Source organism: Bacillus jepli (assembly GCF_047238305.1).
Classification (GTDB): Bacteria; Bacillota; Bacilli; order Bacillales; family Bacillaceae_L; genus Ferdinandcohnia.
Window position 1 is genome coordinate 3125403 of sequence record NZ_JBDFMO010000001.1, and the last position, 24523, is coordinate 3149925.

Consider the following 24523-nt stretch of genomic DNA (forward strand, 5'->3'; position numbering starts at 1 on the left):
ATGTGAATTTGTTTTAGATTTATGTAAGTGTACAATGGTTAAATTTTTCGATGCACAAATGGTTTGTGTGTTATTTTTAGGAGGCATATTTCATGCAAAATGGTAAAGTAAAATGGTTTAACAGCGAAAAAGGTTTCGGATTCATCGAAGTACAAGGTGGAGACGATGTTTTCGTACACTTCTCAGCAATCCAAGGCGATGGCTTCAAAACTTTAGAAGAAGGTCAAGAAGTTTCTTTCGAAATCGTTGAAGGTAACCGTGGACCTCAAGCATCTAACGTAGTTAAATTATAATTTAACCTATAAATAAGAACTCAAAAACAGTCCTACATATGTAGGGCTGTTTTTTTATGGGGTTTTATGAGGTAGGACCGGATCGGTGTACCCTCATAGGTTGCAATATAAACAACTGAGTGTACGAATAAGAGCTAATCGTGCCTTCACTGGTTGCTAAGTAAACAACTGGGCTACGAAAAAGAGCTAATCGTGCCTTCACTGGTTGCTAAGTAAACGACTGAGTGTACGAAAAAGAGCTAATCGTGCCTTCACTTGAAGTTATGTAAACATCTGAGGGTACGAATAACACCTAATCGTTCCCTCACTGGACGTAATGTAAACATCTGAAGGTACGAAAAAGAGCTAATCGTGCCTTCACTTGAAGTTATGTAAACATCTGAGGGTACGAATAAGAACTAATCGTTCCCTCACCGGAAGATATGCAAACGACTGAAGGTACGAATAAGAGCTAATCGTAGCCTCGCTGGTTGCGATATAAAGACTAATGGTACGAATAAAGCCTAATCGTCCCCTCATGGTAAGTTATGCAAACAATAGCTAGTAAGAATAATGGTTAATGGTACGAACCCTAGTGCAATAATTAAGATAATTGCTCTTTAACCAACTTGATAAAGTTTTTAGCGGGTGTCGAGACATAGTGATGCTCAAGCCAAATCATACCTAATGAGGAATACATCGTTGTATCTTTAATCGGAGCAGAATATAGATCTCCATCTCCATACACATCCAATACGGATTTGGGCACAATCGTTGCTCCCATTCCGCCTTTAACCATTTCCATTAATACATGCATATCCGAACACTCGGCAATACTCGTGAATTGTAGTTTTTGTTTTGAGAAGGCTTCGTGAATGATGTTATAGCTCCCCAAACCTTCAGTACTTGGAATAATGAGTGGTAATTGTGAGATCGTTTCCAGCGAAACTATGTCTGTTTTTGTTTTACTCACAAAAACAAATGGCTCACTAAGCAGGTGTTCATATATGAAACCTCGATTTGCAAGTGGAAGACGTACGAATGCCATCTCAATCGCCCGTGATTTAACCATTTCCGCTAGGTAATAAGAGTCATTCTGAACAACCTTCAGCGTTACGAGTGGATATTTTTTATGGAAGGCTTGCAGCATGTCGGAAAAACCTGAAACAGATAATGTGTTTATTCCGACAGCCAGAACACCTTTCGTTCCTTCTTCTGTTTCATGAATTTCATGTTTAATTTCCTCGACACTGTTCACGAGATGTAATGCGCGTTGATAAAGAATAGCGCCTTTATCGGTTAACTCCATGCTTTTGCCATTGCGCTCAAATAATTTAACACCAAGCTCTTCCTCCAACTGTTTTAGTTGCATACTTAATGGGGGTTGTGACATATGAAGCCGGTTCGCAGCTGCTGTTATATTTTTTTCCTCGGTTATGGCGATGAAATAACGTAATTGTTTTATGTCCATTTATTTCTCCTTCTATACGAAAAAAGTATGATTTCTATATAAATTATATATTTTCCATATGGTATAAGTCCATGTTATGATAAGAATCGTTTTCACGGATAGAAAGGTGATAAAAATGGAACGATTTTTTAACTTAAAACAACATGGAACTACAATTGGAAAAGAATTCTCTGCAGGATTCATTTCATATATTACCGTAGTCTATATCATTATTGTTAATGCAACGATTCTAGCAGCAGCGGGTATTCCGATGGAGGCGGGAATCATTGCAACGATCTTAACTAGTTTTTTTGGATGCGTATTTATCGGGTTATGGAGTAACACACCAATTCTCCTCATTCCAGGAATGGGTTTAAATGCGATGTTTACTTATACAATCGTGCAATCTGGGGGCTTCACTTGGCAGGAAGCGTTGGCGATGGTCTTCGTTTCGGGACTAATCTTTGTGGTGATTGCTTTTACCCCGATGGCAAAAGTAATTACTTCCTCCATCCCCAATTCTTTAAAAGAAGCGATATCGATTGGGATTGGAGTACTGTTGATTTTAATCGGGTTTGACAATGCGGGGATTATTACAAGCTCTGAGCACACGTTACTAGCAATAGGGGATTTAAGTAGCCCTAATGTGATTGTCACTTTTATAGGTTTAATTATCACAGTCTTATTATTTATTAAAAATGTACCTGGTAACCTGTTATTAAGTATTTTCATTACATCGGTGTTATCCATTTTGTTTGGTGGAGCCAAGTATGAAGTGATTACCTTCTCTACACCAGATTTTCATGAGTACTTGGGAGTATTTGGTCAACTTTCATGGGCAGAAGCAGGGAATCTTGTTTTCTGGTTAACGTCCATTTCTTTAGCAATGGTGCTCGTCTTTGAAAACATTGGTTTAATTCATGGACATAGCAATATGCTAAAACGACCGGAAAGTAGTAAAAAATCTCTTCAAGCAACTGCGGTGTCTGTTTTATCTTCAGGAGTCTTTGGAACAAGTCCTACAGTTGCTTCTGTGGAAACAGCTGCTGGAATTACTGCTGGGGGTAGAACGGGACTAACCAGCATCGTAACAGGGGTTATGTTCTTACTTTCAATGTTATTTATTCCGGTTATTAAAATGGTTCCGGCAAGCGCGGTTTCTCCGATTCTAATCTTAATCGGTGTTCTAATGCTGCAAAACATAGTAAACATTTCGATGGATGATTTTACGGAAAGTTTTCCAGCGTTACTAATCATTGTGTTGATTCCATTAACATATAGCATTGCAGATGGCATGGCGATTGGCTTTATTTTATATCCTGTGATGAAGCTGTTGATGGGAAAAGGGAAGGAAATACATCCTGCACTTTATATGATTGCAATTTTATTTATTAGTAATTTTGTGATTCAATATGTGGTTTAAAACAAGTAGCCTTCAACGTGGGCTACTTGTTTTTTATATCTCCGGAAAAAATAAAATGTTTTCAGAAAATAAAAAAAAGGTTGATTATTAAATCATCAGGATATATTATATGAAATATACAATATATAATATATGATGGAAATTAATGGAAAGAAGGTATTAGTATGAAATCAAACCTTGTTATGCCAAATTCTTTAAAAGAACAAGCCTATGCTATTCTAAAAAATGCTATCATAACAGGAATTTTAAAAGACAACGAAATGATTACCGAGCAATATGTTCATGAGAAGTTCAATGTTAGTAGAACTCCTTTTCGTGAAGCAATTCAAACTTTAGAGGCTGAAGGATGGGTTTACTCAATACCGTACAAAGGAAAGTATGTAAAACCAATTACACATGAAGATGTAAGGGAAATTTTTGAACTGAGGTTAATAATTGAACCAAGCCTTGCGAAGCAAATACAAAGTCTTCCGGACTGTAATGAATGTATTACAAAATTAAAAAGAAACTTATCAAAAATGAAAGCGGATTCAGTCGAACAAAACGATATAGATTTTATGTCATTAGACTACGATTTTCATAGAACGCTATATGAACACACTAGTAATAGTCGAATAAAAGATATTTCTGATCGACTCTCTGATACTATGCTTCGACTAGGTATTAAATATGGAAATACAACTAGAAGAGAAGAAGTAATGAAGGAACATAGTGAAATAATCTTAGCTTTAGAAGAAGGTGCTGTTGATCAAGTTGTGACAAAACATTTAGAAAAGGCTTTGATTTCATTTATTGAACAGGATGGAATTTAACAAGACGACTTGTAAAAAAACACTAAAAGATTATTTGATAAAGGGGTAGTGAATAATGACTAATAATAGCAATATTCAATCTGAAGATTTAGTTGCACTTTGTACTGAGATTTTAAAAAAACAAAACATGCCTGAAAGAGATGCGTTGATTACTGCTAAATCACTAGTTGATGCAGATTTAAACGGAATTAGTAGTCACGGTGTTATGAGACTACCTTTATATTTAAAATGTTTACAAGAATCGGTCTTTGAATCTAATCCGCAAATTAAGATTGTGAAGGAAACAAAAAGTACAGCCTTATTAGATGGGGGAAATGGTTTAGGGCAGGTTGTCTCCCAAAAAGCCGTTGACCTAATTCTTGAGAAGATAAAAGAAACAGAGATAGTTGCTATTTCTGTACGTAATAGCAATCATTTCGGAGCCGCTGCATATTGGGCAAATCAACTACAAGAACATAACATAATTGGTATATCTGCTAGTAACGTTCCACCTATTATGCCAGCTCCGGGTGGCGCTGAAGCTAGGGTTGGCAATAACCCTATTTCTATTGCCATTCCTACTGATAAAGAAGCACCACCTATTATTTTAGATATGGCTACAAGTACCGTCCCGTTTGGAAAAATTTTAAATGCCAAAAGTAAAGGTGAGATGATACCAGAGGGTTGGGCCATAAATTCGAGCGGACAGCCAACTACGAATCCAGATGAAGTGTTAAATGGTGGTTCGTTATTTCCTGTAGGAGGACCGAAAGGCTACGGATTATCTGTTATTATTGAAGTATTATCCGCGTTATTAAGTGATGGAGCAATTGGATCGGATATAAGAGTATTACACAATACGCCAAGTAATGTTAGTCATTTCTTTTTAGGAATTCGAATTGACGCTTTTATGAATCCAGCTATTTTTAAATCTAAAGTTAGCAACTACATTCAATTTATAAAAAGTTCAAAGTTAGCTGTAGGAGTTGATGAAGTATATTTACCAGGTGAATTAGAGTTTCGTAGAAAGGAAGAAAACGTAAATGGTGGAGTAAATCTTCCAACATCTGTAATCACGGAATTGATAGCGTTTTCTAAATCATTGAATGTAGAAGAAGATTTAATTAAGCCTTTTTATCAAATTTCTAAAAAATAAGGTTACATAGGGTTGTTAAAGAGTAACAATCAAAAGGGAGGAAATTGTAGATGAAATTATTACATTATGTCCAAGATGGTAAGCTTGGTATAGGTGTGAAGGTCGAACGAGGTGTCCTTGATCTTAACAAAGCTGCGAAAAGATTAGAAGAGGAAATACCAAATAGTTTAGATGAAGTAATAAAAAGTGGTGACATAAATGTTATTCAAAAAATAATAGATAGTGCGAATAATGAGGACCTAGCATTATTTTTAGAAAATGAGGAAGAAGTGGAATATCTTCCTGCCGTTTCAAACCCAGAAAAGATAGTTTGTGTAGGATTAAATTATCTTAGCCATATAGAAGAGGCAAAAACAGTAGATGTGCCGGAGACTCCTATTTTATTTAACAAATTTAACAATGCATTAGCAGCGCAAAATGAAATTATTTCATTACCTAAGGTAGGAAAAAAGTTTGATTATGAGGCTGAGTTAGTAATTATAATTGGTAAGGAAATTAAGGATGTTGAAGAAAGTGAAGCTCTATCAGCTGTATTTGGCTATAGTGTAGGTAACGATTTATCTGTAAGAGATCTACAGTTTACGTCTAGTCAATGGTTACTCGGAAAAACCTTAGATGGTTTTGCTCCTGTTGGACCATATGTTGTGACAGCAGACAGTATTGATCCAAGCAATTTAGATATAGAATGCAAAGTCAATGGAGAAGTTCGTCAATCCTCCAATACCAAACATATGATATTTAATTGTGCTACCATTATTAGCTATATTTCTAAATATATGACTCTTAAACCTGGAGACCTCATCTTCACTGGAACACCAGAAGGGGTTATTTTAGGATATCCGGAAAATGAACAAGAATGGCTTAAACCCGGTGATGAAATAGAGGTTACGATTGAAAAGATTGGAACTCTGAAAAATAGATTAGCTTAAAGATATATTTTTTTAATTCCATTTTTCTGTATATTCTAAATAACCAAAAATTACCAATAGAGGAGGTGGATACTTTGAAAGAAAATAGAGTGAAAGAAGCGTTAGAAAAGAAGAATGTTGCTTTTGGAACTTGGGTGCAAATGTCGTCACCAGAAACTGCGGAACTAGCATCCTATGCAGGTTTTGATTTTGTGATAGTCGATACTGAACATGGATCTTTCGGAATTGAAACTGCAGTTTCTCTTTTTCGAGCCATTGAATTGGGAGGTGCGTCACCGTTCATACGATTACCAGATGATAATAAGACAGGAATATTAAAGGCACTTGATGCTGGTGCGATGGGAATTCTTGTGCCCGGTGTATCGACAAAGGGTGAAGCAGAGGACATAGTAAAAGTAGCAAAATTTTCTCCGAATGGCTTTCGTGGGGCTTGTCCGTTAACTCGATCAACTGGTCACGGGATATTTCAATGGTCAGATTATGTGAAATGGTCAAACGAAGAAACAATGGTATGGTTACTTATTGAAAGCCCAGAAGGTATTGAAAATATTGAAGAAATTCTATCAGTAGAAGGAATTGATGCAATCGCGTTAGGGGTTTTTGACCTTTCTGTTACACTTGGTTTGCCTGGGCAAATCGATCATCCATACGTGGAATCTAAACTATCTGAAATTACGAAACTTGCTAGAGAAAAAAATACAGATGTTGTAAGAGTTATTTTAGATAGCAATCCTGGACAAGTAGCAAAAGAAGCCAAAGAATGGATTGCTAAGGGATGTAGAATCATCACTAGTGCTAGTGACAGACAAATATTAAGTCAGGGCTATTCAGAAAATATTTCGGTACTAAGGTCATTATAATCGAAAAAATAAAACAAAACGGAGGTCAATATGAAACGAAAACAACTGCTATTAACTATGATTCTGGCAATGTTATTAATTATTAGTACTGCATGTGGAAAATCATCTTCATCGGGAGGAGCAAAAGGTGAAGATGATGTTACGGTATTAAAGATTGCATCAGCGTCCCCAAGTTCAGACTTGATTCCAAAGACTTTATTAGAGTTTGCTGATGCTGTGGAAAAAGAAACAGATGGTAAGGTGAAAGTTGAAGTTCATGCGGATGGTGTCCTAGGAAGTGAACACCAAACAATAGAGCAAGTTAGATCTGGGGCTATCGAAATGCAATTAGCTTTAGCTATCGCAATATTTGAAGTATATGATTCCGGATTAGCAATCGATGAATTACCATTTGCCTTTCCAACGAGAGAAAGTGCGTATGCTGCAGTTGATGGAAAAGTCGGTGATTTACTTAAAAAGGGTGCAGAAAAACAAGGGTTTAAAGTGCTTGCTTTTTGGGAAAATGGCTATCGTCATTTTACAAATAATGTACGACCAATTGAAACGGTAAAAGATTTAGAGGGAATTAAATTTCGTATTGCAGAGTCAGATATGAGAATAGAAACATTTAAAAACCTAAATGCAAGTGCAACGCCTATCGCATTACCAGAATTATATACTGCTTTGCAACAAGGAACTGTTGATGGACAGGAAAATCCTGTATCCCTAATTTATAATTTTAAGTTTCATGAGGTTCAAGATTATTTAAGCTTATCCGGACATATATGGAATGGGGCACCTATGGTAATGAATTTAGATGTTTGGAATAGCTTAAAACCAGAATATCAAGAGATAATCGAGAAAAATGCGATTAAGTTCCAAGATATTCAACGTGAAAAGAATCAGCAATTAGAAAAAGACCTTCTTAAAAAGCTTGAGGAAGAAGGAATGAAAATTAACGAAGTGGACAAGAAGGAATTCCAAGAAGCTGTTCAACCAGTTTGGGATAATGCGAAAGATCGTTTCGGCGAAGAAATGCTCAACGCCATTAATGAATATCGAAATTAAGTTTTAAAAACATTGCTCTATAAACTTCTTTGGAGACTCCAAATCTATTTTGAGTCTCCAAGGACAAAATTGAATGAGATTTATGTAATCAAATGATTCTAAATTTTAGGGAGGTGTGTTAAGAGTGTTAAGACTAAAAAATATTTTAGTGAAGTTTTTAGACTACCTCACTTACATCCTATTATTACAATTTACAATTGTCGTTTTTTTACAAGTTGTATTAAGATATGTATTTAATATTACCTTTTTTTGGAGCGATGAATTTACTCGCTACTCCCTTGTTTGGTTAGTCTTTCTAGGGACCGCAGTATTATCCGCAGATAAGGAACATATTAGGGTTGGATTTTTAGTAGATTTATTGCCTGTTAAACTAAGGAAATGTGTAGAAATAGTAGTAAACATACTATGTATTACGTTCGTTGCAGTTATTTCAATTTTCTCATATGATTACTTACTTTCAAATATGGACGTAGGTTCTATTTCATTAAAAATTCCTATGGGTTTACTTTACGGAGTATTTCCTTTGGCAGGGGTATTTATCATATTATTTTTGTTAATGGATTGTATCGATATTGTTAAACAAATATTTTCGAATGATAAAAGTACTTCTAGTGAAATTTCCAACGACATAAAGCACATATAGATCATTGGTGTGTAAGTGTTATTGGAGGGGGGAAGAATATTGACACTTTTATTTGTGAGTTTATTACTATTTATTTTGATAGGTGTTCCAGTTGCTTTTTCGATTGGACTTAGTGTATTAGTATATATCGTTTTTGAGAGTACTTTCCCAATTTCTATTATTCTTCAAAGAATGATTGCAGGTGTTGATTCATTTCCGCTGTTAGCCCTTCCTTTATTTGTATTTGCAGGAGTTTTAATGGAGAAAGGGAGCACAAAAAGGCTCACCCGTTTTGCTGATAGTTTAATAGGTTTTGTTAAAGGTGGATTTGGAGTTGTGACAGTTGCTGCAAGTGCATTCTTTGGTGCTGTGTCTGGATCTGGGGCTGCAACGGTAGCTGCTATAGGATCTATTATGGGACCAGAAATGGTGAAAAGAAATTATGCAAAAGGATTCACAGCTTCAGTTATTGCTAGCTCCGGAGGCTTAGGAATTTTAATTCCGCCAAGTCTTGTAATGGTCATATTTGGTGTTTCTAGTGGTGTGTCAATTGGATCGTTATTATTAGCAGGAGTCATACCTGGAATAATCACCGCCGTATTATTAGCAATCACTGCAATTATCATGGCCAAAAAGTTGGGTTATGAAAAAAGTGGTTCATTTGAACTGCGTGAAGTTTTGGAATCTTTTAAAGGTGCTATTTTACCACTTCTTACTCCCATAATTATAATGGGGGGAATCATATTAGGAATATTCACACCGACAGAAGCGGCTGCAGTAGGAACGATTTATGCGTTTATTTTAGCCTTTTTTGTATACAAAGAACTTAAAATAAGGGATTTTCCTATTGTCCTAAAAAAAGTAGTAGCTTCAAGTGTAATGATTCTCTTTATCATTGCAGTATCGAGTCCGTTTGGGTGGATCATAAGTTCTGAACAAATACCTCAAAAAATAAGTGAAGCTTTACTATCAATGTTTAGTAGTCCTATCATGATTATCATTGTTATTCAATTGATAATTCTTATACTAGGAATGTTTATGGAAACAAATGCTATAGTACTATTGACAACACCTATATTTTTCCCTATAGCTGTTGGACTTGGAATGGACCCACTAGTATATGCCGTCGTTACTCTTATTAATCTAATAATCGGAGGAGCAACACCTCCATTGGCAGTTGGCTTATTTATAGCAACGAGTATTTTAAAAATAGAAATACATGAAACTTTTAAGTATCTATGGCCATTCATACTGGCATTGCTAGTTTCGGTGGGAATACATATACTCTTCCCAAGTTTAACAACGTTTTTACCAGATTTATTAATGTGAATATGCATAAAAAAGTAGCAGTCCAGTTAGGGCTGCCTTTATTGTTATGAAACTATACTTGCACTAAAACATCCCATTTTCATTCGGAGAGTTCTCTGGGATGGGTTGTCCAATATCCCATAATACAACAACTTTGTCGTCTTTGAAACGAAAGATATGTACAACAGCTGCTCCAAGGTCATCTGGATTTTGCCTAATGTGGGAGTAGACTGTAACCATATCGCCTTCTTGTATGGCAAGCTTTACCTCAAACATCTTATGAGGGCTCTGTGCTGCATTTTCTTCCATGGCGAGCATGAGACTTTCTGCATCACCACGAAAAAAGGGATTGTGGTGAGAAAAATCAGGACCAACGAATTTTTGAAAGGCTTCACGGATATTTCCAGTTGCTACGGATTGTAAAAATGTAACGGCAATCTCTTTAAAAGAAGGAGTTAATGTTGATTGCTCTTTTGCATTCATTTATATCACCCTTTTTAAGAATTATGTCATTTTAAGTATATAGTTGATTACATATCCATGCAATTGATGGAGTCAAGTTATGATGTTGCATGATATACTTCTTTTTGGGAGGGAGAATTGTATGAGTATTCGTTTTGAAGTGAAAAGGACCATTCACGAATCCCAACAAAGAGTGTATAAAAGTTTGCTCGACCTTGATTCAGCCAAGCATTGGATGCAGGGGTTAGTAGGGATTGAGCGTTTATATGAGGGAGAAATAAGTGAGGGAAGTCAGTGGAGGGAAACAAGAAAAATGTTTGGAAAAGACGCTACTGAACATTTTGAAGTTGTTGAACTAAATGAACCAAACAAAATTGTGCTTCGCTGTGATGGTACGAAAGGAACAACAGGGAAAGGGGAATTTTTGTTTGCTTACAAATTAGCTACATCTGAAGGACAGACAGTGGTTACACTGGATGGTGAAATCAATGGACTTACTGGTTTGGCTAAATTTTTTGGTAAATTGATGGCAGGAGCTTTTAAAAAGGCGTGCGTAAAAGATTTAGAAGCGTTGAAAAGCTATTTGGAGAATTAACTGAAGTTGCACTACTGAATCTGTAGTAATGGTGAATAACATTCTATATTTTTTCCGATAATGAAGAAGGTGTATCAACGTCCTAGGTAGAAATTACATAGTGTGAGAAAAAATACGAAATTGTAGGTGGATAACATGGGAAGATTAATTCATTTTGAAATTCATGTAGATGACATGGAGCGAGCAAAAACGTTTTATGGTGAAGTATTTGGTTGGAAATTTGAAGATTGGACTGGTTATGCGGGGATGCCTTATTTTGGAGCTGTAACTGGAGATGCAAATGAACCCGGTATTAACGGAGCTTTGATGCAAAGGCAGAGTCCTCCTCCAGGAGCAAACCAGCCATTGAATGGTTATGCTTGTACAATGGGTGTAGAAGATTACGATTCTACTGAAAAGAAGATCTTAGCTCATGGTGGTAAGGTAGCATTGCCAAAATATGCGCTACCAGGAATGGCGTGGCAGGGCTACTATATGGACACAGAAGGAAATATTTTTGGGGTTCACCAGCCAGATGAGAATGCGAAATAGATTTTAAAAGCATCTTGAATAAAGCCCTCTGCCGAATTAAGGAGCGGAAGGCTTTTATATGTGATATGTATTTTGATTATCGATGCTGGTCGAAAAGAATTTGATTACCATCTGGATCTTCGATAATAAAATGTGCAGGTCCTTCAGTTGATTGGTCTGCCTCAGTTAACATTGTTATTCCTTTTTCTTTAAGTTGATTTTGAATTTCTCGAATGTCTGTAAACGAATCTAGATTTTCCGCATTTTGATTCCATCCCGGATTAAAAGTCAGGATATTTTTGTCAAACATTCCTTGGAATAAACCGATTACAGTGTTTTCATTTTTTAAAATTAACCAGTTTTGAGTAATGTCGCCACCCAAGGCCCGAAAACCTAGATTTTCGTAAAATTCTTTTGATTTATGTATGTCTTTCACATTTAAACTTACTGAAAATGCACCTAGTTTCATATTAACTCCTCCTTTTTATGATTTTAATTAACTATAAATGAGCATGCTCCATTATACAACTTTCTTCTTTTTATACATGCTTTAATTTGACATAATGAAGGTAATAAAGGAGTAAATTTGAGAGGATGAGTAATGTGACATATGAAGAAATGATGCAAAAACTTGAAGAACTTGGCTCCGATCAAACAAAGCAAATTTACAAGAATCATGGTGTAAGAGAGCCATATTTTGGGGTGAAAATTGGCGATCTGAAGAAACTCGTAAAATTTGTCAAGAAGGATCATGAACTTGCATTAAAATTATATGAATCTGGTAATCACGATGCCATGTATTTAGCGGGACTTTCTATTAATCCAAAGCTGATCTCAATTGAGACCTTACAAGAGTGGGTTAAAAAAGCTTACTGGTATATGGTTGCCGAGTATACTGTTGCACAGGTGGCTGCAGAGAGCGAATTTGCACTCGATTTGGCACGGGAATGGATGAAATCAGAGGTGGAAATGATTGCGGTTTGTGGGTGGAGCACCTACTCTAACTACATATCGATCACACAAGATGAATTCTTGGACATTGCGGAAATAAGAAAGATGTTAAATCAAGTGAATAGTACGATACATGAAGAACGAAATCGAGTTCGCTATGTAATGAATGGTTTTGTTATATCTGTTGGAACTTATGTGCCTGAATTAAAAGATGAGGCAAAACAAGTTGCAGAACATATTGGAAAAGTACATGTAGATGTAGGAAATACGGCATGTAAGATTCCACTAGCGTTTGAATACATAAAAAAAGTAGAATCAAAAAATAGAATTGGTATGAAACGGAAGACTTGTATTTGTTGATTATGGTCGTACAAAAAACGACCAGATGATTGAAGGTGAAAAAGAATGGAAAAAACAAGAACGATTGTTCCAGTTGACCAGTATATTTTGAATTTACCTGAGAATATTCAAAACATTACAGCTGCATTACGAAAAATCATTTTAGATGCTTCTCCAAATCTGGTTGAAGAGTATAAATGGTCGATGCCGAATTACACCTATAAAGGATTGGTATGTTATCTACAGTCATCTAAAAAGCACGTAAATCTTGGTTTTCATAGTGGCGTAGAGCTTCAGGAACAGGACACACATCAATTGTTACAAGGTTCAGGAAAGGGAATGAGGCATATAAAAGTAGAAAAGATGCATGACATTCAACCTGAGGATTTCACAATACTTATTAAAGCGGCAATAGAATTAAATGAAAAGTAAAGCATATAGGAATTGATTCTACTATTAATTAGTTCAGTTAACATACAAAATATGTTAAACAATACTTTGGGTTTCATATCATGACACAGCTGTATTACATACTAAATAATATGCAAAGACGCTTGGACAAAAAATCCAAGCGCTTTTATTTTTTGTTTTGTCTTCTCCATCTATTTCACTTGCTCGAACAAGATGGGAACTAATTAATATTCATCTGGAGCTAGATAGAAATATTACTATAATCAAACTTAGTTTGACTTTACAAAGGAAGGTAAACGATTAAATGAATTAAGTAGGAGCCCAAATAAAAAAATGGGTTTCTTTTTTGAGTTGGAAAATATACTTAATTTTTCATAAATTCAAGCAATAACATTGACAGCGACAATCTCTTCTTATTAATATTATGTTAAATAAACGAAAGAGTATTAAACGTAATAAAAAATGGGGAGTGAGAAGTTTGAAGCTTAGAGCAAAACGAAGTGAGCTAGTGGAAGTAGCAAAGGGGAACTTATCTGCCGATTTATATATAAAAGGTGGAACTGTTATCAATGTGTATTCAGGCGAATTATTAAAGTTAAATGTGGCTGTTTATAAGGATAGTATTGCATATGTTGGCGAAAGTGAAGCGATGGTTGGAGAACATACGAAGGTTTTACAAGCCGAAGGAAAGTATGTATCACCTGGGTTTATCGAGGCACATTCTCACCCATGGGTTGTTTATAATCCGATCAGCATCACGAGCAAGGTGTTGCCACTTGGCACAACTACATCTGTTAATGATAATTTGTTTTTCTATTTACATATGGGTGCTAAAGGTTTCAAGGATATGGTTCTTGATTTAAAATCGTTACCTGGAAATTTCCTTTGGCTTGTTCGACTTGTTTCTCAGGCGGATTATCCAGGGGAACGCGAGTGGTATAACCATCAGGACATCCAGGAGCTACTAGCAATGGAAGAGGTTGTTGGTTCAGCTGAAGTCACCCGTTGGCCACTGCTATATAATGGGGATCCATTTTTACTAGACACAATGGATTATGTAAAAGAAATCGGTAAAGTATCTGACGGTCATACATCGGGCTGTTCTTACGAAAAATTAAACGCGATTGTTGCGTCTGGTGTGACGGCGTGCCATGAAGCAATTACGGCAAAAGAGGCACTAGATCGACTACGCTTAGGAATGTGGACGACATTGCGAAACAGTTCACTCCGACCAGACCTTGAAGAAGTCATTAAAATGATTACAGAAGGAAACGTCAACACAAGCCGAATCGTGATGACAACAGATGGTCCACATCCAGGATTCATTGAAAGGGAAGGTTTTGTCGATGGACTTGTGCGCAAAGCGGTTGAACTCGGTGTGCCTGTAATGGATGCGATTCAGATGGTCACAGTTAATGCAGCGACTTATCTACGCTTGGAAGATTATATCGGCGGTATTGCTCCGGGAAGGAAGGCAGATATACTCTTACTTCCGGATCTAGTTGACTTTCGTCCTGAAAAAGTCATCGCGAGCGGAGAAGTGGTGGCAGAAAATGGCCAATTATTGGCATCTATGCCAGAGATAGATTGGAGTAAATACGTTGTTCGTGAAGCTTTTGAATTTCCGAAATCTGTTCTAGAGAATCCAGAACTTTTTCAATATCCACATCCAGATGAAAATAAACCTTTACCCGTTTCCTATTTTAAAAGTAATGTGATCACTGCGAGGAAGGATACAATGATTCCTTCGGTTAATGGATTTGCTGATCTGTCTGGTCATGAAGGGCTTATGTATTCAGCATTAATTGATCGTCGAGGGAATTGGGTCAGTAAGGCCGTATTAGAGCGATTTGCTGTTACCCTCGATGGAATGGCCTCGACATATAATACGACGACAGAATTGCTAACAGTCGGAAGAAATCCGCAAGCAATGGCAAAAGCGGCTACAAGGGTTCATGAGATTGGTGGGGGAATTGTCATTGTCGATGGTGACGAAATCATCCTTGAAATTCCGCTTCCTCTTACAGGTATGATGACAACAAATCCTTCATTTGAAAAAGCTGTAGAGTATCATGATAAACTACTCAAAACCTTACAAGATCGAGGCTTCCCATTCCATGATATTCTGTACACGTTGTTATTCCTGACTTGCGACTTTTTACCGGGATTACGCTTGGTGCCTTATGGATTGTATGAAGTGAAGAGGGATGAGATTTTGTTGAAGGCAGAGGCGTTCACAAGCGAAGTTACAAAATAAAATAATTTTATTAGATGAAAAAAGGATGATGTTCTAAATCTGAACATTGTTCTTTTTTTGTGCATCCATAGACAAGATTTTTCAATAATCTTTCATTTTCAACGTAAAATACGCTGAACAGTTGACAATAAATTGAACAACATCTGAACAATTGTCCAGTTATTGAACATTCTGAATAGTACTTCAAAAGTTGATAATTTCACTATTATCAACTTTTTTAACGTGTTTTTTAATTTGGCACACTTCTTGCAATATAAATACGTGTAAAAATAAATCCTTTATTGGAAGGGTTTACAAATTCAAGGGAGGAAAAGGAATGCAGAATCAGTTTTTAATCTCACAACTAGCTCATGTGGAGTTAATTTCACCAAAGCCAGAAGAAACCGTGACATTTATGAGAGACGTAATTGGCTTAGAGGTAACCGAACAGAAAGGTCAATCTGTTTATATGAGGGCCTGGAATGATTATTTTCATCATTCCTTAAAAATTACAGAAGGAAAAGAAGCGGCATTAGGTCATATTGGATGGCGTGCGACAGGTCCTGAGGGACTTGAGCAAGCTGTCAAGATTATTGAAGCCAGTGGTTATGGCCAAGGATGGGTCGAAGGTGAGCGAGGCCATGGAGATGCCTATCGTTTCCAAACTCCTGGAGGTCATCCATCTGAAGTATTTTGGGATGTTGAGTGGTATCAAGCACCTCAAGAAATGCGCAGTAAATGGAAGAACCGTGCGCAGAAAATTGTACGAAGAGGTGTTGGGGCAAAACGTCTTGACCATGTAACAACATTAACACCAAATACGCCTGCTGATCGTGAATTTTATCAAAGTATCGGGTTTAGATATCATGAGGGAATTTTTACTTCGGTAGAAGAAAAAGAAATGGCAGCATGGTTAGCAGTAAGTAATTTGTCGCATGATATTGCTTTCTTATCGCCGGGTGAGAATGTGCCTCGCGGAGGTCTACACCATGTCTGTTATGCGGTTGATAGCCGTGAGGAAGTATTGTTGGCTGCTGATACGTTAATCGATTACGGCTATAAGCTAGAAGGTGGACCTGAGCGCCATGCATTAGCAGAAGGTTTCTATCTTTATGTAAGAGAGCCAGGTGGAAACTTAATCGAATTATATGCTCTATCACACTTAATTTTTGCACCTGATTGGGGACCGGTAAAATGGAAAATTAACGAGAATCCAAATAGTGCATGGAGCGATACGAACATCATGATCCCACTTGATGATAAAGGAATTACATCAAGTAGATAGACACAAATTGAAATGGAGGGAATGGTATGTGGTACTTTTGGCCGGAAAATTACATGTGGTCCTACCAAGTAAATCGTATCATTGGACATACAGTTTATGGTGGTAGTCAATTTAGTGAATGTATTCAAACTGCTGAGCGCATCAAGCTTGGAGATTACAATAGCTGGTATACAGAATGGAACCGCATAGGAGACCGTGTGTTGGCTCAAGCGAATGAAGCTGTGCTGAATGAAAACCTAGAAACTGCAAGAGTACATTATTTGCGTGCGGCAGACTATATTCGATTAGCAGAATTTTTCCTTCAGCCTGATGATCCTAGAAAGCTTGCAACCTATCAAAAAGGAATTGAGGCATTTAAAAAAGGTGCGGCACTATTGCCAAACCCACCTAAGCTAATCCAAATTCCCTATGAGGACTCCTATTTACCAGGATATTTTTATAAAAGCCCAAAAGGAGATAAGTCACCAGCTGTTGTGATGTTTGGTGGGCTGGATTCTACTGCTGAAGAAATGTATTTTGCGCTTGCTCCATATTTATTAGAACGCGGAATTAGTCTCATTGCAGTTGATGGGCCAGGTCAAGGTGCAGCATTACGTCTGAATAATATTCCATCAAGATATGATTATGAAGTAGCTGGAACAGCTGTTATGGATTGGGCGATTGGGCAACCGGAAATCGATCCAGATCGAATTGGAATTATGGCTTGGTCTATGGGAGGGTACATGGCAGCACGAACGGCTGCTTTTGAACCTCGTTACAAGGTCTGTGGCATTTTTAGTGCCGTCTATGATTACAGTGAAATGTGGGAAAATAGGCCTGATGATCATCCGCTAGCCAATATTCTTAAGCATGTGGTAGGCGCTGAAACGATGGCAGAAGCACGAGAAAAATTAAAAAAGTATCATTTGCGGGATGTTGCCGAAAAGATTCAATGTCCAACATTTATTTTACATGGAGCAGAGGATCGACAGGCCAATGTAGACCATGCCTATCGGGTATACAACGCGTTAAAGTGTCCAAAGTCGATACATATCGTACCTACTGGACAAACGGGTGATCCCCATTGCCAAGCGGATAACCATACTCAATCTTTCATTTTGTTTGACTGGTTGAAAAATAATTTGTAAAAGCAAAAAAAGTTCCTCCTTTGTTTGAACTGTATTGAAAATTTGAAATATCGGGGGGATTTCCCTCCGATAACAGTATACTAATCACTTATGAACATGTATAAGTAAGATATAACTAGCAGCTTCCTCAAAGTTTTTGTTAAAATATTTAAAAGATTAGAAATACAAATTTCGACCATTTTCTCTCATTACAGTTTTAGCATTAAAAGGGGGACGTGTTTTTATGAAAATTGATAGACAAATTATGAATACAATCAAGCAGATAACTAGAAATAAAAGTTTTCAATTAAATAACCACATTCATTCTCTAATGGTTTTTAATCCTGAAGGTATGTTTTTGGGGGAATTTGAGTTTGGTGAAGAGGGGTATCGCCAACATCATTTTCAAAAAGAGGATTTTGAATTAATTCGTAAACAGGTTATAGGTAAAAATAAAATTGGATTTTTAAAAATTGAACGACTAAATACGTGGATGTATTTTAGTCCTGTCCAAATTGATCGTACCGTTGAATGTTATATCAGCTGTTTTTGTGAGCGTGTAGAGGATAAAATGTTCATGCAAATGCTTTCTTTATTATCGGAGTTAATCAGCACAAAATTTCGAACATACAGGAGCGTTGCATCTGATTTCCTGGATAGTATCTATCAGCGTCAGCTGTGTCATCACTTTTCTGAAGGGTATATGACAGTTGATAGAGATGGGTATATTCGATATTTAAACCCTGCAGGTTCAAACATTTTAGGACTAGATGCTGAACTGATTACTGGAACAAAATTAGATGAACATGCGGATTTTTCTATTAATATACTGGATTCACTTGAAAGAAAAGAGAGTTTGAATGATGAAGAAATATTTGTAAAGACAGCAAAAGCATCTCATCATCTTGTGAAAACAGTCATCCCACTCATAAGTGAATACGATGAGCCATTAGGAATACTTGTGATTTTTAAAGAAATGACAAGCATGAGAAAAATGGTAAACGATATTGTTGGATCAAATGCAAACTTCCAATTTGACCATATATTACATCGCAGTGAAAAAATGAAACGATTGATCCTGTTAGCCAAGCGTGCAGCACATAATGATTCAAATATTTTAATCGAAGGTGAAAGTGGGACGGGAAAGGAATTACTTGTACAAGCCATCCATAATCATAGTAGTCGTCGTAACGGTCCATTTGTGGCAATTGATTGTTCGTCAATTCCTCGTGAATTAATTGAAAGTGAACTTTTTGGATATGTAGAGGGTTCTTTTACAGGTGCACGAAAAGGTGGTAGGATGGGGAAATTTGAATTAGCGAACGGTGGAACCGTTTTTCTAGATGAGATAGGTGAAATGCCGTTAGAAATGCAGGCGCGTTTGCTTCGAGTGATCCAGAATAGAAAAGTTATTCGAGTAGGAGGAAACGAAGAAATTCCAATTGATATCCGAATAATTGCAGCTACGAATAGAGATTTGGAAGTGGAAGTAAGCAACAATAATTTTCGATTAGATCTATTCTACCGTTTGAATGTCATCCATCTGTCAGTACCACCACTCAGAGAAAGAATAGGAGATATACCTCTTCTCGTTCAAGCTTTTGCAAAAAAAGCTGCCAGGAGAGAACGAAAAGAAGTGCCAAATATAACGAGTGAAGCAATGGAAGTATTAGAAAGTTACAATTGGCCAGGGAATGTTAGGGAGTTAGAAAATGCAATTGAACGTGCAGTCGTATTGACAAATGGAGAGATTGGAAAAGATATATTACCTGAAAGAGTATTTAGAAGCAGTAACAGTTTAAGTAGCCAAAGTTCGATAAATAACGAATATGAAAGCAGTCCTATAAACCCTAACTCCTTAAAAAGTGTAGAGCATCAAGCGATTATTGAAGCGATTCGTGAAAGTAATGGGAACATCACGCGAGCTGCGAAAAAATTGGGAATCTCAAGGACTACTTTATATTCACGTCTGAAAAAAGCAAATTATGATTTACAACCAGATGCAAGATTTGTGAAGGAAGATCATCAAGTTCGTTCATGAGATGAGAAGGTTCCATCACGCAAAATGATAGTTTTTTAATACTTGATTAAGGCACTTTAAGAATTCCTTCATAACAATGGACTGATGCTTTTGTTTCGAAATGATGTTAATTAGATAAGAATCCATAAAATGGTTGTCGAAAAAAGGGATTGGAATGATATCACCGTTTACAACTAGAGGATCGTTTTTAATCCAAAATTCAGTGTAGATTCCAGCAGCAATGTTGTTAGCAATCAGTTTTTTGACTACATCATGATTATTGGAGCTAAAGACAATATTTCCGTTTCCGTAGTTTGCAAACAGGGTATTCCAAAAAATTTGCGACAGTTCCTCATTTCGAACAACTAATGGCTGCTCAAGTAATTCTTCAGGGGTAATGACCTGATTGTATGCTAAGGGAGAATGTTTGCTCACACATACCATCAATTTTGATTGCAAAAGAATATGGGAGGTAATTCTTGAATCCATTGCTTTAAAGGTTTGATTATTACCAAGAATAAGGCCAATATCAAACTGATTATTTTTGACTGATTTAATGATTTCATGTGTTTCATTTTCCTGAATGGTGATTTGGACTTGTGGAAATTCCTTTTTAAAGGTATAAAGCACTTCAGGTAAAAAGGTTGAAAAGTAGATGGTTGCAGCCGTTATTTTTAATTCACCAGAAAGTCTTTCAGATTTTTGGCCTAAGTCTTTTAATTCCATCACTTTATTCATGATTTCATAAGATAATTTTAAGGCAGTTTTCCCTTGTTCAGTGGATTTGCTACCAGATCTTGAACGTTCGAAAATAACAATGCCGAGTTCAGATTCCAAACTTGCAATAGCTTGACTAATCGCAGAGTGTGAAACATGCAAGTTTTCTGCTGCTTTAGAAATGGTTCCTACTTCGGCAACTTCGATAATATATTGGATTTGTTCTAAATTCATGGTCAGATCGACTCCTTTTACGGGGGCTCCTTTTCTATACTCTTATTGTAATTACTACTTACAGATATGTAAATAATGTTAACTTTTCTTGGGTAAAAGACAGTTGTAAGATCTATATAAAGAATGATTGAAAATTCAATAAAATGAAAGCGTTACAATACGGAGGTGTTCCGAAAATGCCAAGCATTGACTTAACAAATAAGGTCGCATTGATTACTGGTGGGGGAAATGGACTAGGAAAACGAACAGCTCTTACCCTGTCAGAATGTGGAGCAACTGTTATAGTTGCTGACATTCAAGCTGGAAATGCAAATAATGTACGCGATGAAATTGGAAATATGGGACGGGTAGCAGAATCGATACAAGTAGATGTAACTCAAGAATCTGATGTAACTAGTATGGTAGAATTTGCACTTCATCACTTTGGTAGAGTGGATATTCTAGTAAATTGCGCTGGAGTTAGTAATAATAAGCCTTTTATCGAGAATAGTGTCCAGGATTGGAATCGCATTTTTGATATTAATGTTAAAGGGGTGTTTCTCGGGATTCGAGAGGTATTACCACACATGATTGAACAAAAATCGGGAAAGATCGTTAATTTTTCATCGATGGTTGGAAAAGAAGCGTTTGGCAACAACGTCCCATATTCGGCAAGTAAATTCGCCGTTATGGGTATCACTCAAGGCGTTGCGAAAGAGGTTGCCAAACATAACATTAATGTTAACGCCGTATGTCCTGGTATCGTATTGACGGATTTAATGGACCGAGAGATGGTGAACATGGCTAACCTACAAGGAGTTACTAAGGAAGACATTATTCAGAAGTTTCTTGATGAAATCCCATTGCAAAGATTTCAAACTCCAGAAGATATTGCAGGTGTCGTAGCTTTCCTTTGCTCTGATATGGCTGAAAACATGACAGGGCAAGGTATTAACGTTACTGGTGGGTTAATGCTTCACTAATAGTTGTACTTACTAGATTTTCATAAATTTTTTATCTAAACCAAAATAAAGGGGGAAGAAAAGTGGAATCTATTCGTAAGAAGGAAACAAGAGTAGACGAAGTTTTAGCAAAATTGGAAGAAGGTCTTAAAAATGGAGAGGTCCCAGTTGCATTATACGGTGACGAGGATGTGTACAAAGCAGAGTTAGACCGAATTTATGGGCGTTCTTGGTTGATCCTTGGTTTAGAAAGCGAGATTCCTAATAAAGGAGATTATATGCTTCGCTATCTCGGTGAGGATGAAGTGATTGTGACTCGGGATGAATCAGGAGAAGTAAGAGTCATGTTAAACCATTGTCGCCATCGTGGAACCCCAGTTTGTAGAGATATGAAAGGAAATTCATCACATTTCGTATGTGGTTATCACGGCTGGATTTATAAGAATAGCGGGAAATGGATTGCTGCACCACATAAGAATCAAAGTTATAAATGTTTAGATGGAGATGAATGGGGGCTATTGCAGGCGAAGGTAGAAGTAAGATGGGGGTTAATTTTTACTAATGTTGATCCTAATGCTCCAACATTAGAGGAATTTTTAGGCGATGCTGCGTTCTTCTATGATTTATTCTTAGGTCTTGATTCCAGAGGTTTACGCGTATTAGGTGAACCTAGTAATTACATTATGAAAAAGAACTGGAAAATGGGTCTTGAAAATGCAATTGGTGATTGCTACCATATTTTCTCTGGTCATACTTCAATGGTCGACATCGAGATGTTGCCTCCTGTACACAAACTGTCTCCTAATTATACAACTTGGCATACTGAAGGAAATGGAACTGGAATCATGTGTAAAGAATTAGATAGTGTACCTGGCTTTAAGCCAGAACACACTAAATTTAATGGATATACACCAGAGATATTGGATTTATTTGATAAAAAATTATTAAACGACCGTCATATGAGATTTTTAAACGATTATCATCCGTTCATCATTGGGCATTTCCCTAACGCATATATCTTTAGATGGTATTCTCCAGATCCGATGACGGGGAATATAGCGACATTCTATCAATTAAGAATTATGCAGCCTAGAGGTGCTGGTGAGACTGAGGTTTGTAACATCATGTTCAATTATGCGATTGAGCCAGAAGAAAATGCTAAGCTTGCCTATCAAGGTGGGTTGCTAATGATGGGTGCGGCTGGTTTCCTTGATATGGATGATGGTGCGAACTGGGAAGGTTCTGCAACGGCAGGAAAGACTCTTTTTGCTAGAAAACGTGAGATGAATTTAAACTATCAAATGGGAATGAATGACATTGGGACAGATGTGCCGGAATACTTTGATCCGTCTCTTGCGATTAAAGGTCAGAGAAATACAACAAATGATGCCAATCTACGTAATTTCCAAATAAATTATCTGCGGATGATGAAAGAAGAGGAGAGTGAGAAGTAATGAAAAGCTTACACATGAGTTCTTCACCTGCTGAGAAAAGCTTTCTTCCTGGGAAGGTTTCAAGAGAGGTACTTGATGAAGTTCGTGATTTTCTAGATTATGAGGCAATGCTTCTAGACGATTATCATCTTCTTTGGCAATGGTTTAACTTATTGACCGATGACTTTTTATATGAAGTGCCAGTCCGTGTTGCTCGTGAAAGACATTCAAATCAGTCCTTGTTCCCAGAAGGTTCCTACCATCAACAAGATAATAAATTTTTTATATTAAAGCGACTTGAGCGTTTAGAAACGGAAAAGGCCTGGGCTGAAGAGTCGCCTTCACGACTACGACGTGTATTATCGGGAGTCATTGTCATGCCTGGTGATGATGAAAATCACTATCTTGTCAGAAGCTCATTTATCCTTTACAGAGGTAGAGATAAAGTAGATGGCGATATCCTGGCAGGTCAACGACATGATATCCTTCGTCGGGATGAAAATGGAGGGTTAAAACTGGCGCGTAGAACTGTTTATTTGGACCATACGACCCTTCCAACTCGAAATCTAGGATTTTTCTTCTAGTAATATACAAATTAAAAAATGGGAGGGGATAATGTGAGCGAAGCAATGTCTTATGACAAAAGTACATTAGAACGATTATCCAATGAATTTGCAATGGTGTATTTCGGAAAAGTTAAGACTGGAAATGGCGAACGGTTATTAATTCAGGATACTGATGATAATCAAGTTTTACTTGATCCAGTGGTATTAGCGGCAATTGTAGCTTTAGATGATGACTTATTATCGAAAATTGTTGAGAAATCTCAAGAATAAGTCTTGTTCTTAGGATTGAGGAGTAGATACAAGATACGATTTTTAACGTGTTTACTCCTCTTCTACAAATGAACAGTAGTGAAGTTCAGTCTTTTATGTAAATTTAATTTACATATTAACAACTAATGTAAATGTAAATTATTATTTTGGGGGTTAATGCTATGTTTTCTAAGAAAATCCGTATTCAATTTGTGGATACAGATTTAACACAGCGAATTCATTACAGTTCCATTTTTCGATTTTTTGAAACGCTTGATCATGAATTTTTTAAAGACATCGGTTATTCCTATACCAAACTTTTTGAGCTGGGCTTTGAATTACCGAGGGTACATGTAGAGTGCAATTACATGGGGAATATTGTGTATGACGATGAACTAGTAGGACAAATTTCAATTGCCAAGATTGGAAATTCCTCATTCACGTATTCCATCCAGTTTTTCAAAGGGGAACAGCTAGCCATTAGAGGCAGCATGACAATTGTATTCATTACGACCGATGGGAAAAAGGTAGCCATCCCTGACTTTGTCAAAAAAGAACTCGAGAAACATCTTGAACCAGTTAATGTAAAATGATGGAGCACTAAGCAAGT

26 protein-coding genes are annotated in these 24523 nt (G+C 36.8%); 22 read left to right on the top strand and 4 right to left on the bottom strand.

Features of this window, described 5'->3' with window-relative positions; translation table 11 throughout:
• Positions 1–92: 92 nt before the first annotated feature.
• Complete coding sequence (gene cspD, locus ABC371_RS15990; RefSeq protein WP_077618477.1) at positions 93–293, top strand: cold-shock protein CspD; 201 nt, start codon at positions 93–95, stop codon at positions 291–293.
• A 583-nt stretch (positions 294–876) separates the two neighbouring features.
• Here cspD and ABC371_RS15995 read toward each other — a convergent pair.
• Positions 877–1743: a LysR family transcriptional regulator gene (locus ABC371_RS15995; protein WP_412897684.1), complete on the bottom strand. Its 867-nt coding sequence runs from the start codon at positions 1741–1743 to the stop codon at positions 877–879.
• Between the two features lie 115 nt (positions 1744–1858).
• Between ABC371_RS15995 and ABC371_RS16000 the strand changes: the two genes are divergently transcribed.
• The 8 genes from ABC371_RS16000 (at position 1859) to ABC371_RS16035 (ending at position 9879) form a co-directional block, all read left to right on the top strand.
• A complete protein-coding gene (locus ABC371_RS16000) occupies positions 1859–3145 on the top strand; it encodes an NCS2 family permease (protein ID WP_412897685.1) in 1287 nt (428 codons plus the stop codon).
• Positions 3146–3309: 164 nt separating this feature from the next.
• A complete protein-coding gene (locus tag ABC371_RS16005) occupies positions 3310–3957 on the top strand; it encodes a GntR family transcriptional regulator (RefSeq protein WP_412897686.1) in 648 nt (215 codons plus the stop codon).
• A 55-nt stretch (positions 3958–4012) separates the two neighbouring features.
• Positions 4013–5092, top strand: coding sequence for an Ldh family oxidoreductase (locus ABC371_RS16010; protein WP_412897687.1), 1080 nt, complete (start codon positions 4013–4015; stop codon positions 5090–5092).
• A 50-nt stretch (positions 5093–5142) separates the two neighbouring features.
• Positions 5143–6021: a fumarylacetoacetate hydrolase family protein gene (locus tag ABC371_RS16015; RefSeq protein WP_412897688.1), complete on the top strand. Its 879-nt coding sequence runs from the start codon at positions 5143–5145 to the stop codon at positions 6019–6021.
• Between the two features lie 74 nt (positions 6022–6095).
• On the top strand, positions 6096–6881 hold the full coding sequence (locus tag ABC371_RS16020) for an HpcH/HpaI aldolase family protein (RefSeq protein WP_412897689.1): 786 nt from the start codon (positions 6096–6098) through the stop codon (positions 6879–6881).
• A gap of 30 nt (positions 6882–6911) precedes the next feature.
• Complete coding sequence (locus ABC371_RS16025) at positions 6912–7928, top strand: DctP family TRAP transporter solute-binding subunit (RefSeq protein ID WP_412897690.1); 1017 nt, start codon at positions 6912–6914, stop codon at positions 7926–7928.
• Between the two features lie 124 nt (positions 7929–8052).
• The gene (locus ABC371_RS16030; protein ID WP_412897691.1) at positions 8053–8571 is read left to right on the top strand and encodes a TRAP transporter small permease; all 519 of its coding nucleotides are present in this window, start codon (positions 8053–8055) and stop codon (positions 8569–8571) included.
• A gap of 39 nt (positions 8572–8610) precedes the next feature.
• A complete protein-coding gene (locus tag ABC371_RS16035) occupies positions 8611–9879 on the top strand; it encodes a TRAP transporter large permease (RefSeq protein ID WP_412897692.1) in 1269 nt (422 codons plus the stop codon).
• A 63-nt stretch (positions 9880–9942) separates the two neighbouring features.
• Here the strand turns inward: ABC371_RS16035 and ABC371_RS16040 are convergent, their stop codons facing one another.
• Complete coding sequence (locus tag ABC371_RS16040) at positions 9943–10341, bottom strand: nuclear transport factor 2 family protein (protein WP_412897693.1); 399 nt, start codon at positions 10339–10341, stop codon at positions 9943–9945.
• 121 nt (positions 10342–10462) lie between these two features.
• Here ABC371_RS16040 and ABC371_RS16045 point away from each other — a divergent pair, with 121 nt between their 5' ends.
• Together ABC371_RS16045 and ABC371_RS16050 are read left to right on the top strand one after the other, a co-directional pair.
• The gene (locus ABC371_RS16045) at positions 10463–10915 is read left to right on the top strand and encodes an SRPBCC family protein (RefSeq protein WP_412897694.1); all 453 of its coding nucleotides are present in this window, start codon (positions 10463–10465) and stop codon (positions 10913–10915) included.
• 135 nt (positions 10916–11050) lie between these two features.
• Entirely contained in the window at positions 11051–11446 is a 396-nt protein-coding gene (locus ABC371_RS16050) for a VOC family protein (protein WP_412897695.1), read from the top strand.
• Positions 11447–11522: 76 nt separating this feature from the next.
• Here the strand turns inward: ABC371_RS16050 and ABC371_RS16055 are convergent, their stop codons facing one another.
• The gene (locus tag ABC371_RS16055) at positions 11523–11894 is read right to left on the bottom strand and encodes a VOC family protein (RefSeq protein ID WP_412897696.1); all 372 of its coding nucleotides are present in this window, start codon (positions 11892–11894) and stop codon (positions 11523–11525) included.
• Between the two features lie 134 nt (positions 11895–12028).
• Here ABC371_RS16055 and ABC371_RS16060 point away from each other — a divergent pair, with 134 nt between their 5' ends.
• The 6 genes from ABC371_RS16060 to ABC371_RS16085 all read left to right on the top strand — a co-directional run bounded on the left by ABC371_RS16060 (position 12029) and on the right by ABC371_RS16085 (position 19794).
• Positions 12029–12736 (top strand): DNA alkylation repair protein, encoded by a 708-nt coding sequence (locus ABC371_RS16060; protein WP_412899373.1) that lies wholly within the window; start codon positions 12029–12031, stop codon positions 12734–12736.
• A gap of 45 nt (positions 12737–12781) precedes the next feature.
• Positions 12782–13147 carry a DUF1801 domain-containing protein gene (locus tag ABC371_RS16065; protein ID WP_412897697.1) on the top strand — a complete coding sequence of 122 codons (366 nt, stop codon included), beginning with the start codon at positions 12782–12784 and terminating at the stop codon, positions 13145–13147.
• A gap of 457 nt (positions 13148–13604) precedes the next feature.
• Positions 13605–15383 carry an adenine deaminase C-terminal domain-containing protein gene (locus ABC371_RS16070; protein ID WP_412897698.1) on the top strand — a complete coding sequence of 593 codons (1779 nt, stop codon included), beginning with the start codon at positions 13605–13607 and terminating at the stop codon, positions 15381–15383.
• Between the two features lie 316 nt (positions 15384–15699).
• Positions 15700–16647 (top strand): VOC family protein, encoded by a 948-nt coding sequence (locus tag ABC371_RS16075; protein ID WP_412897699.1) that lies wholly within the window; start codon positions 15700–15702, stop codon positions 16645–16647.
• A 26-nt stretch (positions 16648–16673) separates the two neighbouring features.
• Positions 16674–17774, top strand: a complete 1101-nt coding sequence (locus ABC371_RS16080) for an alpha/beta hydrolase family protein (RefSeq protein ID WP_412897700.1) — start codon at positions 16674–16676, stop codon at positions 17772–17774.
• A gap of 223 nt (positions 17775–17997) precedes the next feature.
• Complete coding sequence (locus tag ABC371_RS16085) at positions 17998–19794, top strand: sigma-54 interaction domain-containing protein (protein WP_412897701.1); 1797 nt, start codon at positions 17998–18000, stop codon at positions 19792–19794.
• 15 nt (positions 19795–19809) lie between these two features.
• On the opposite strand, the gene ABC371_RS16090 is transcribed toward ABC371_RS16085, so the two are convergent.
• The gene (locus ABC371_RS16090) at positions 19810–20724 is read right to left on the bottom strand and encodes a LysR family transcriptional regulator (RefSeq protein ID WP_412897702.1); all 915 of its coding nucleotides are present in this window, start codon (positions 20722–20724) and stop codon (positions 19810–19812) included.
• A gap of 176 nt (positions 20725–20900) precedes the next feature.
• Between ABC371_RS16090 and ABC371_RS16095 the strand changes: the two genes are divergently transcribed.
• The 5 genes from ABC371_RS16095 (at position 20901) to ABC371_RS16115 (ending at position 24506) form a co-directional block, all read left to right on the top strand.
• A complete protein-coding gene (locus tag ABC371_RS16095; RefSeq protein WP_412897703.1) occupies positions 20901–21686 on the top strand; it encodes an SDR family NAD(P)-dependent oxidoreductase in 786 nt (261 codons plus the stop codon).
• Between the two features lie 62 nt (positions 21687–21748).
• On the top strand, positions 21749–23119 hold the full coding sequence (locus tag ABC371_RS16100; protein ID WP_412897704.1) for an aromatic ring-hydroxylating oxygenase subunit alpha: 1371 nt from the start codon (positions 21749–21751) through the stop codon (positions 23117–23119).
• Positions 23119–23682 carry an aromatic-ring-hydroxylating dioxygenase subunit beta gene (locus tag ABC371_RS16105; RefSeq protein ID WP_412897705.1) on the top strand — a complete coding sequence of 188 codons (564 nt, stop codon included), beginning with the start codon at positions 23119–23121 and terminating at the stop codon, positions 23680–23682. Before ABC371_RS16100 ends, ABC371_RS16105 begins: the two co-directional genes overlap by 1 nt.
• Before the next feature lie 33 nt (positions 23683–23715).
• Positions 23716–23934, top strand: coding sequence for a hypothetical protein (locus ABC371_RS16110; protein ID WP_412897706.1), 219 nt, complete (start codon positions 23716–23718; stop codon positions 23932–23934).
• A gap of 161 nt (positions 23935–24095) precedes the next feature.
• Positions 24096–24506, top strand: a complete 411-nt coding sequence (locus tag ABC371_RS16115; RefSeq protein ID WP_412897707.1) for an acyl-CoA thioesterase — start codon at positions 24096–24098, stop codon at positions 24504–24506.
• Positions 24507–24523 lie beyond the last annotated feature (17 nt).

Excerpts from the sequence above, each read along its gene's own strand:
- ABC371_RS16025 (WP_412897690.1), top strand. The coding sequence starts at position 6,912 with ATGAAACGAAAACAACTGCTATTAACTATGATTCTGGCAATGTTATTA.
- cspD (WP_077618477.1), top strand. The coding sequence starts at position 93 with ATGCAAAATGGTAAAGTAAAATGGTTTAACAGCGAAAAAGGTTTCGGA.
- ABC371_RS15995 (WP_412897684.1), bottom strand. The coding sequence starts at position 1,743 with ATGGACATAAAACAATTACGTTATTTCATCGCCATAACCGAGGAAAAA.
- ABC371_RS16115 (WP_412897707.1), top strand. The coding sequence starts at position 24,096 with ATGTTTTCTAAGAAAATCCGTATTCAATTTGTGGATACAGATTTAACA.
- ABC371_RS16095 (WP_412897703.1), top strand. The coding sequence starts at position 20,901 with ATGCCAAGCATTGACTTAACAAATAAGGTCGCATTGATTACTGGTGGG.
- ABC371_RS16105 (WP_412897705.1), top strand. The coding sequence starts at position 23,119 with ATGAAAAGCTTACACATGAGTTCTTCACCTGCTGAGAAAAGCTTTCTT.
- ABC371_RS16080 (WP_412897700.1), top strand. The coding sequence starts at position 16,674 with ATGTGGTACTTTTGGCCGGAAAATTACATGTGGTCCTACCAAGTAAAT.
- ABC371_RS16040 (WP_412897693.1), bottom strand. The coding sequence starts at position 10,341 with ATGAATGCAAAAGAGCAATCAACATTAACTCCTTCTTTTAAAGAGATT.
- ABC371_RS16090 (WP_412897702.1), bottom strand. The coding sequence starts at position 20,724 with ATGAATTTAGAACAAATCCAATATATTATCGAAGTTGCCGAAGTAGGA.
- ABC371_RS16065 (WP_412897697.1), top strand. The coding sequence starts at position 12,782 with ATGGAAAAAACAAGAACGATTGTTCCAGTTGACCAGTATATTTTGAAT.
- ABC371_RS16000 (WP_412897685.1), top strand. The coding sequence starts at position 1,859 with ATGGAACGATTTTTTAACTTAAAACAACATGGAACTACAATTGGAAAA.
- ABC371_RS16055 (WP_412897696.1), bottom strand. The coding sequence starts at position 11,894 with ATGAAACTAGGTGCATTTTCAGTAAGTTTAAATGTGAAAGACATACAT.
- ABC371_RS16005 (WP_412897686.1), top strand. The coding sequence starts at position 3,310 with ATGAAATCAAACCTTGTTATGCCAAATTCTTTAAAAGAACAAGCCTAT.
- ABC371_RS16015 (WP_412897688.1), top strand. The coding sequence starts at position 5,143 with ATGAAATTATTACATTATGTCCAAGATGGTAAGCTTGGTATAGGTGTG.
- ABC371_RS16045 (WP_412897694.1), top strand. The coding sequence starts at position 10,463 with ATGAGTATTCGTTTTGAAGTGAAAAGGACCATTCACGAATCCCAACAA.
- ABC371_RS16075 (WP_412897699.1), top strand. The coding sequence starts at position 15,700 with ATGCAGAATCAGTTTTTAATCTCACAACTAGCTCATGTGGAGTTAATT.
- ABC371_RS16085 (WP_412897701.1), top strand. The coding sequence starts at position 17,998 with ATGAAAATTGATAGACAAATTATGAATACAATCAAGCAGATAACTAGA.
- ABC371_RS16010 (WP_412897687.1), top strand. The coding sequence starts at position 4,013 with ATGACTAATAATAGCAATATTCAATCTGAAGATTTAGTTGCACTTTGT.
- ABC371_RS16050 (WP_412897695.1), top strand. The coding sequence starts at position 11,051 with ATGGGAAGATTAATTCATTTTGAAATTCATGTAGATGACATGGAGCGA.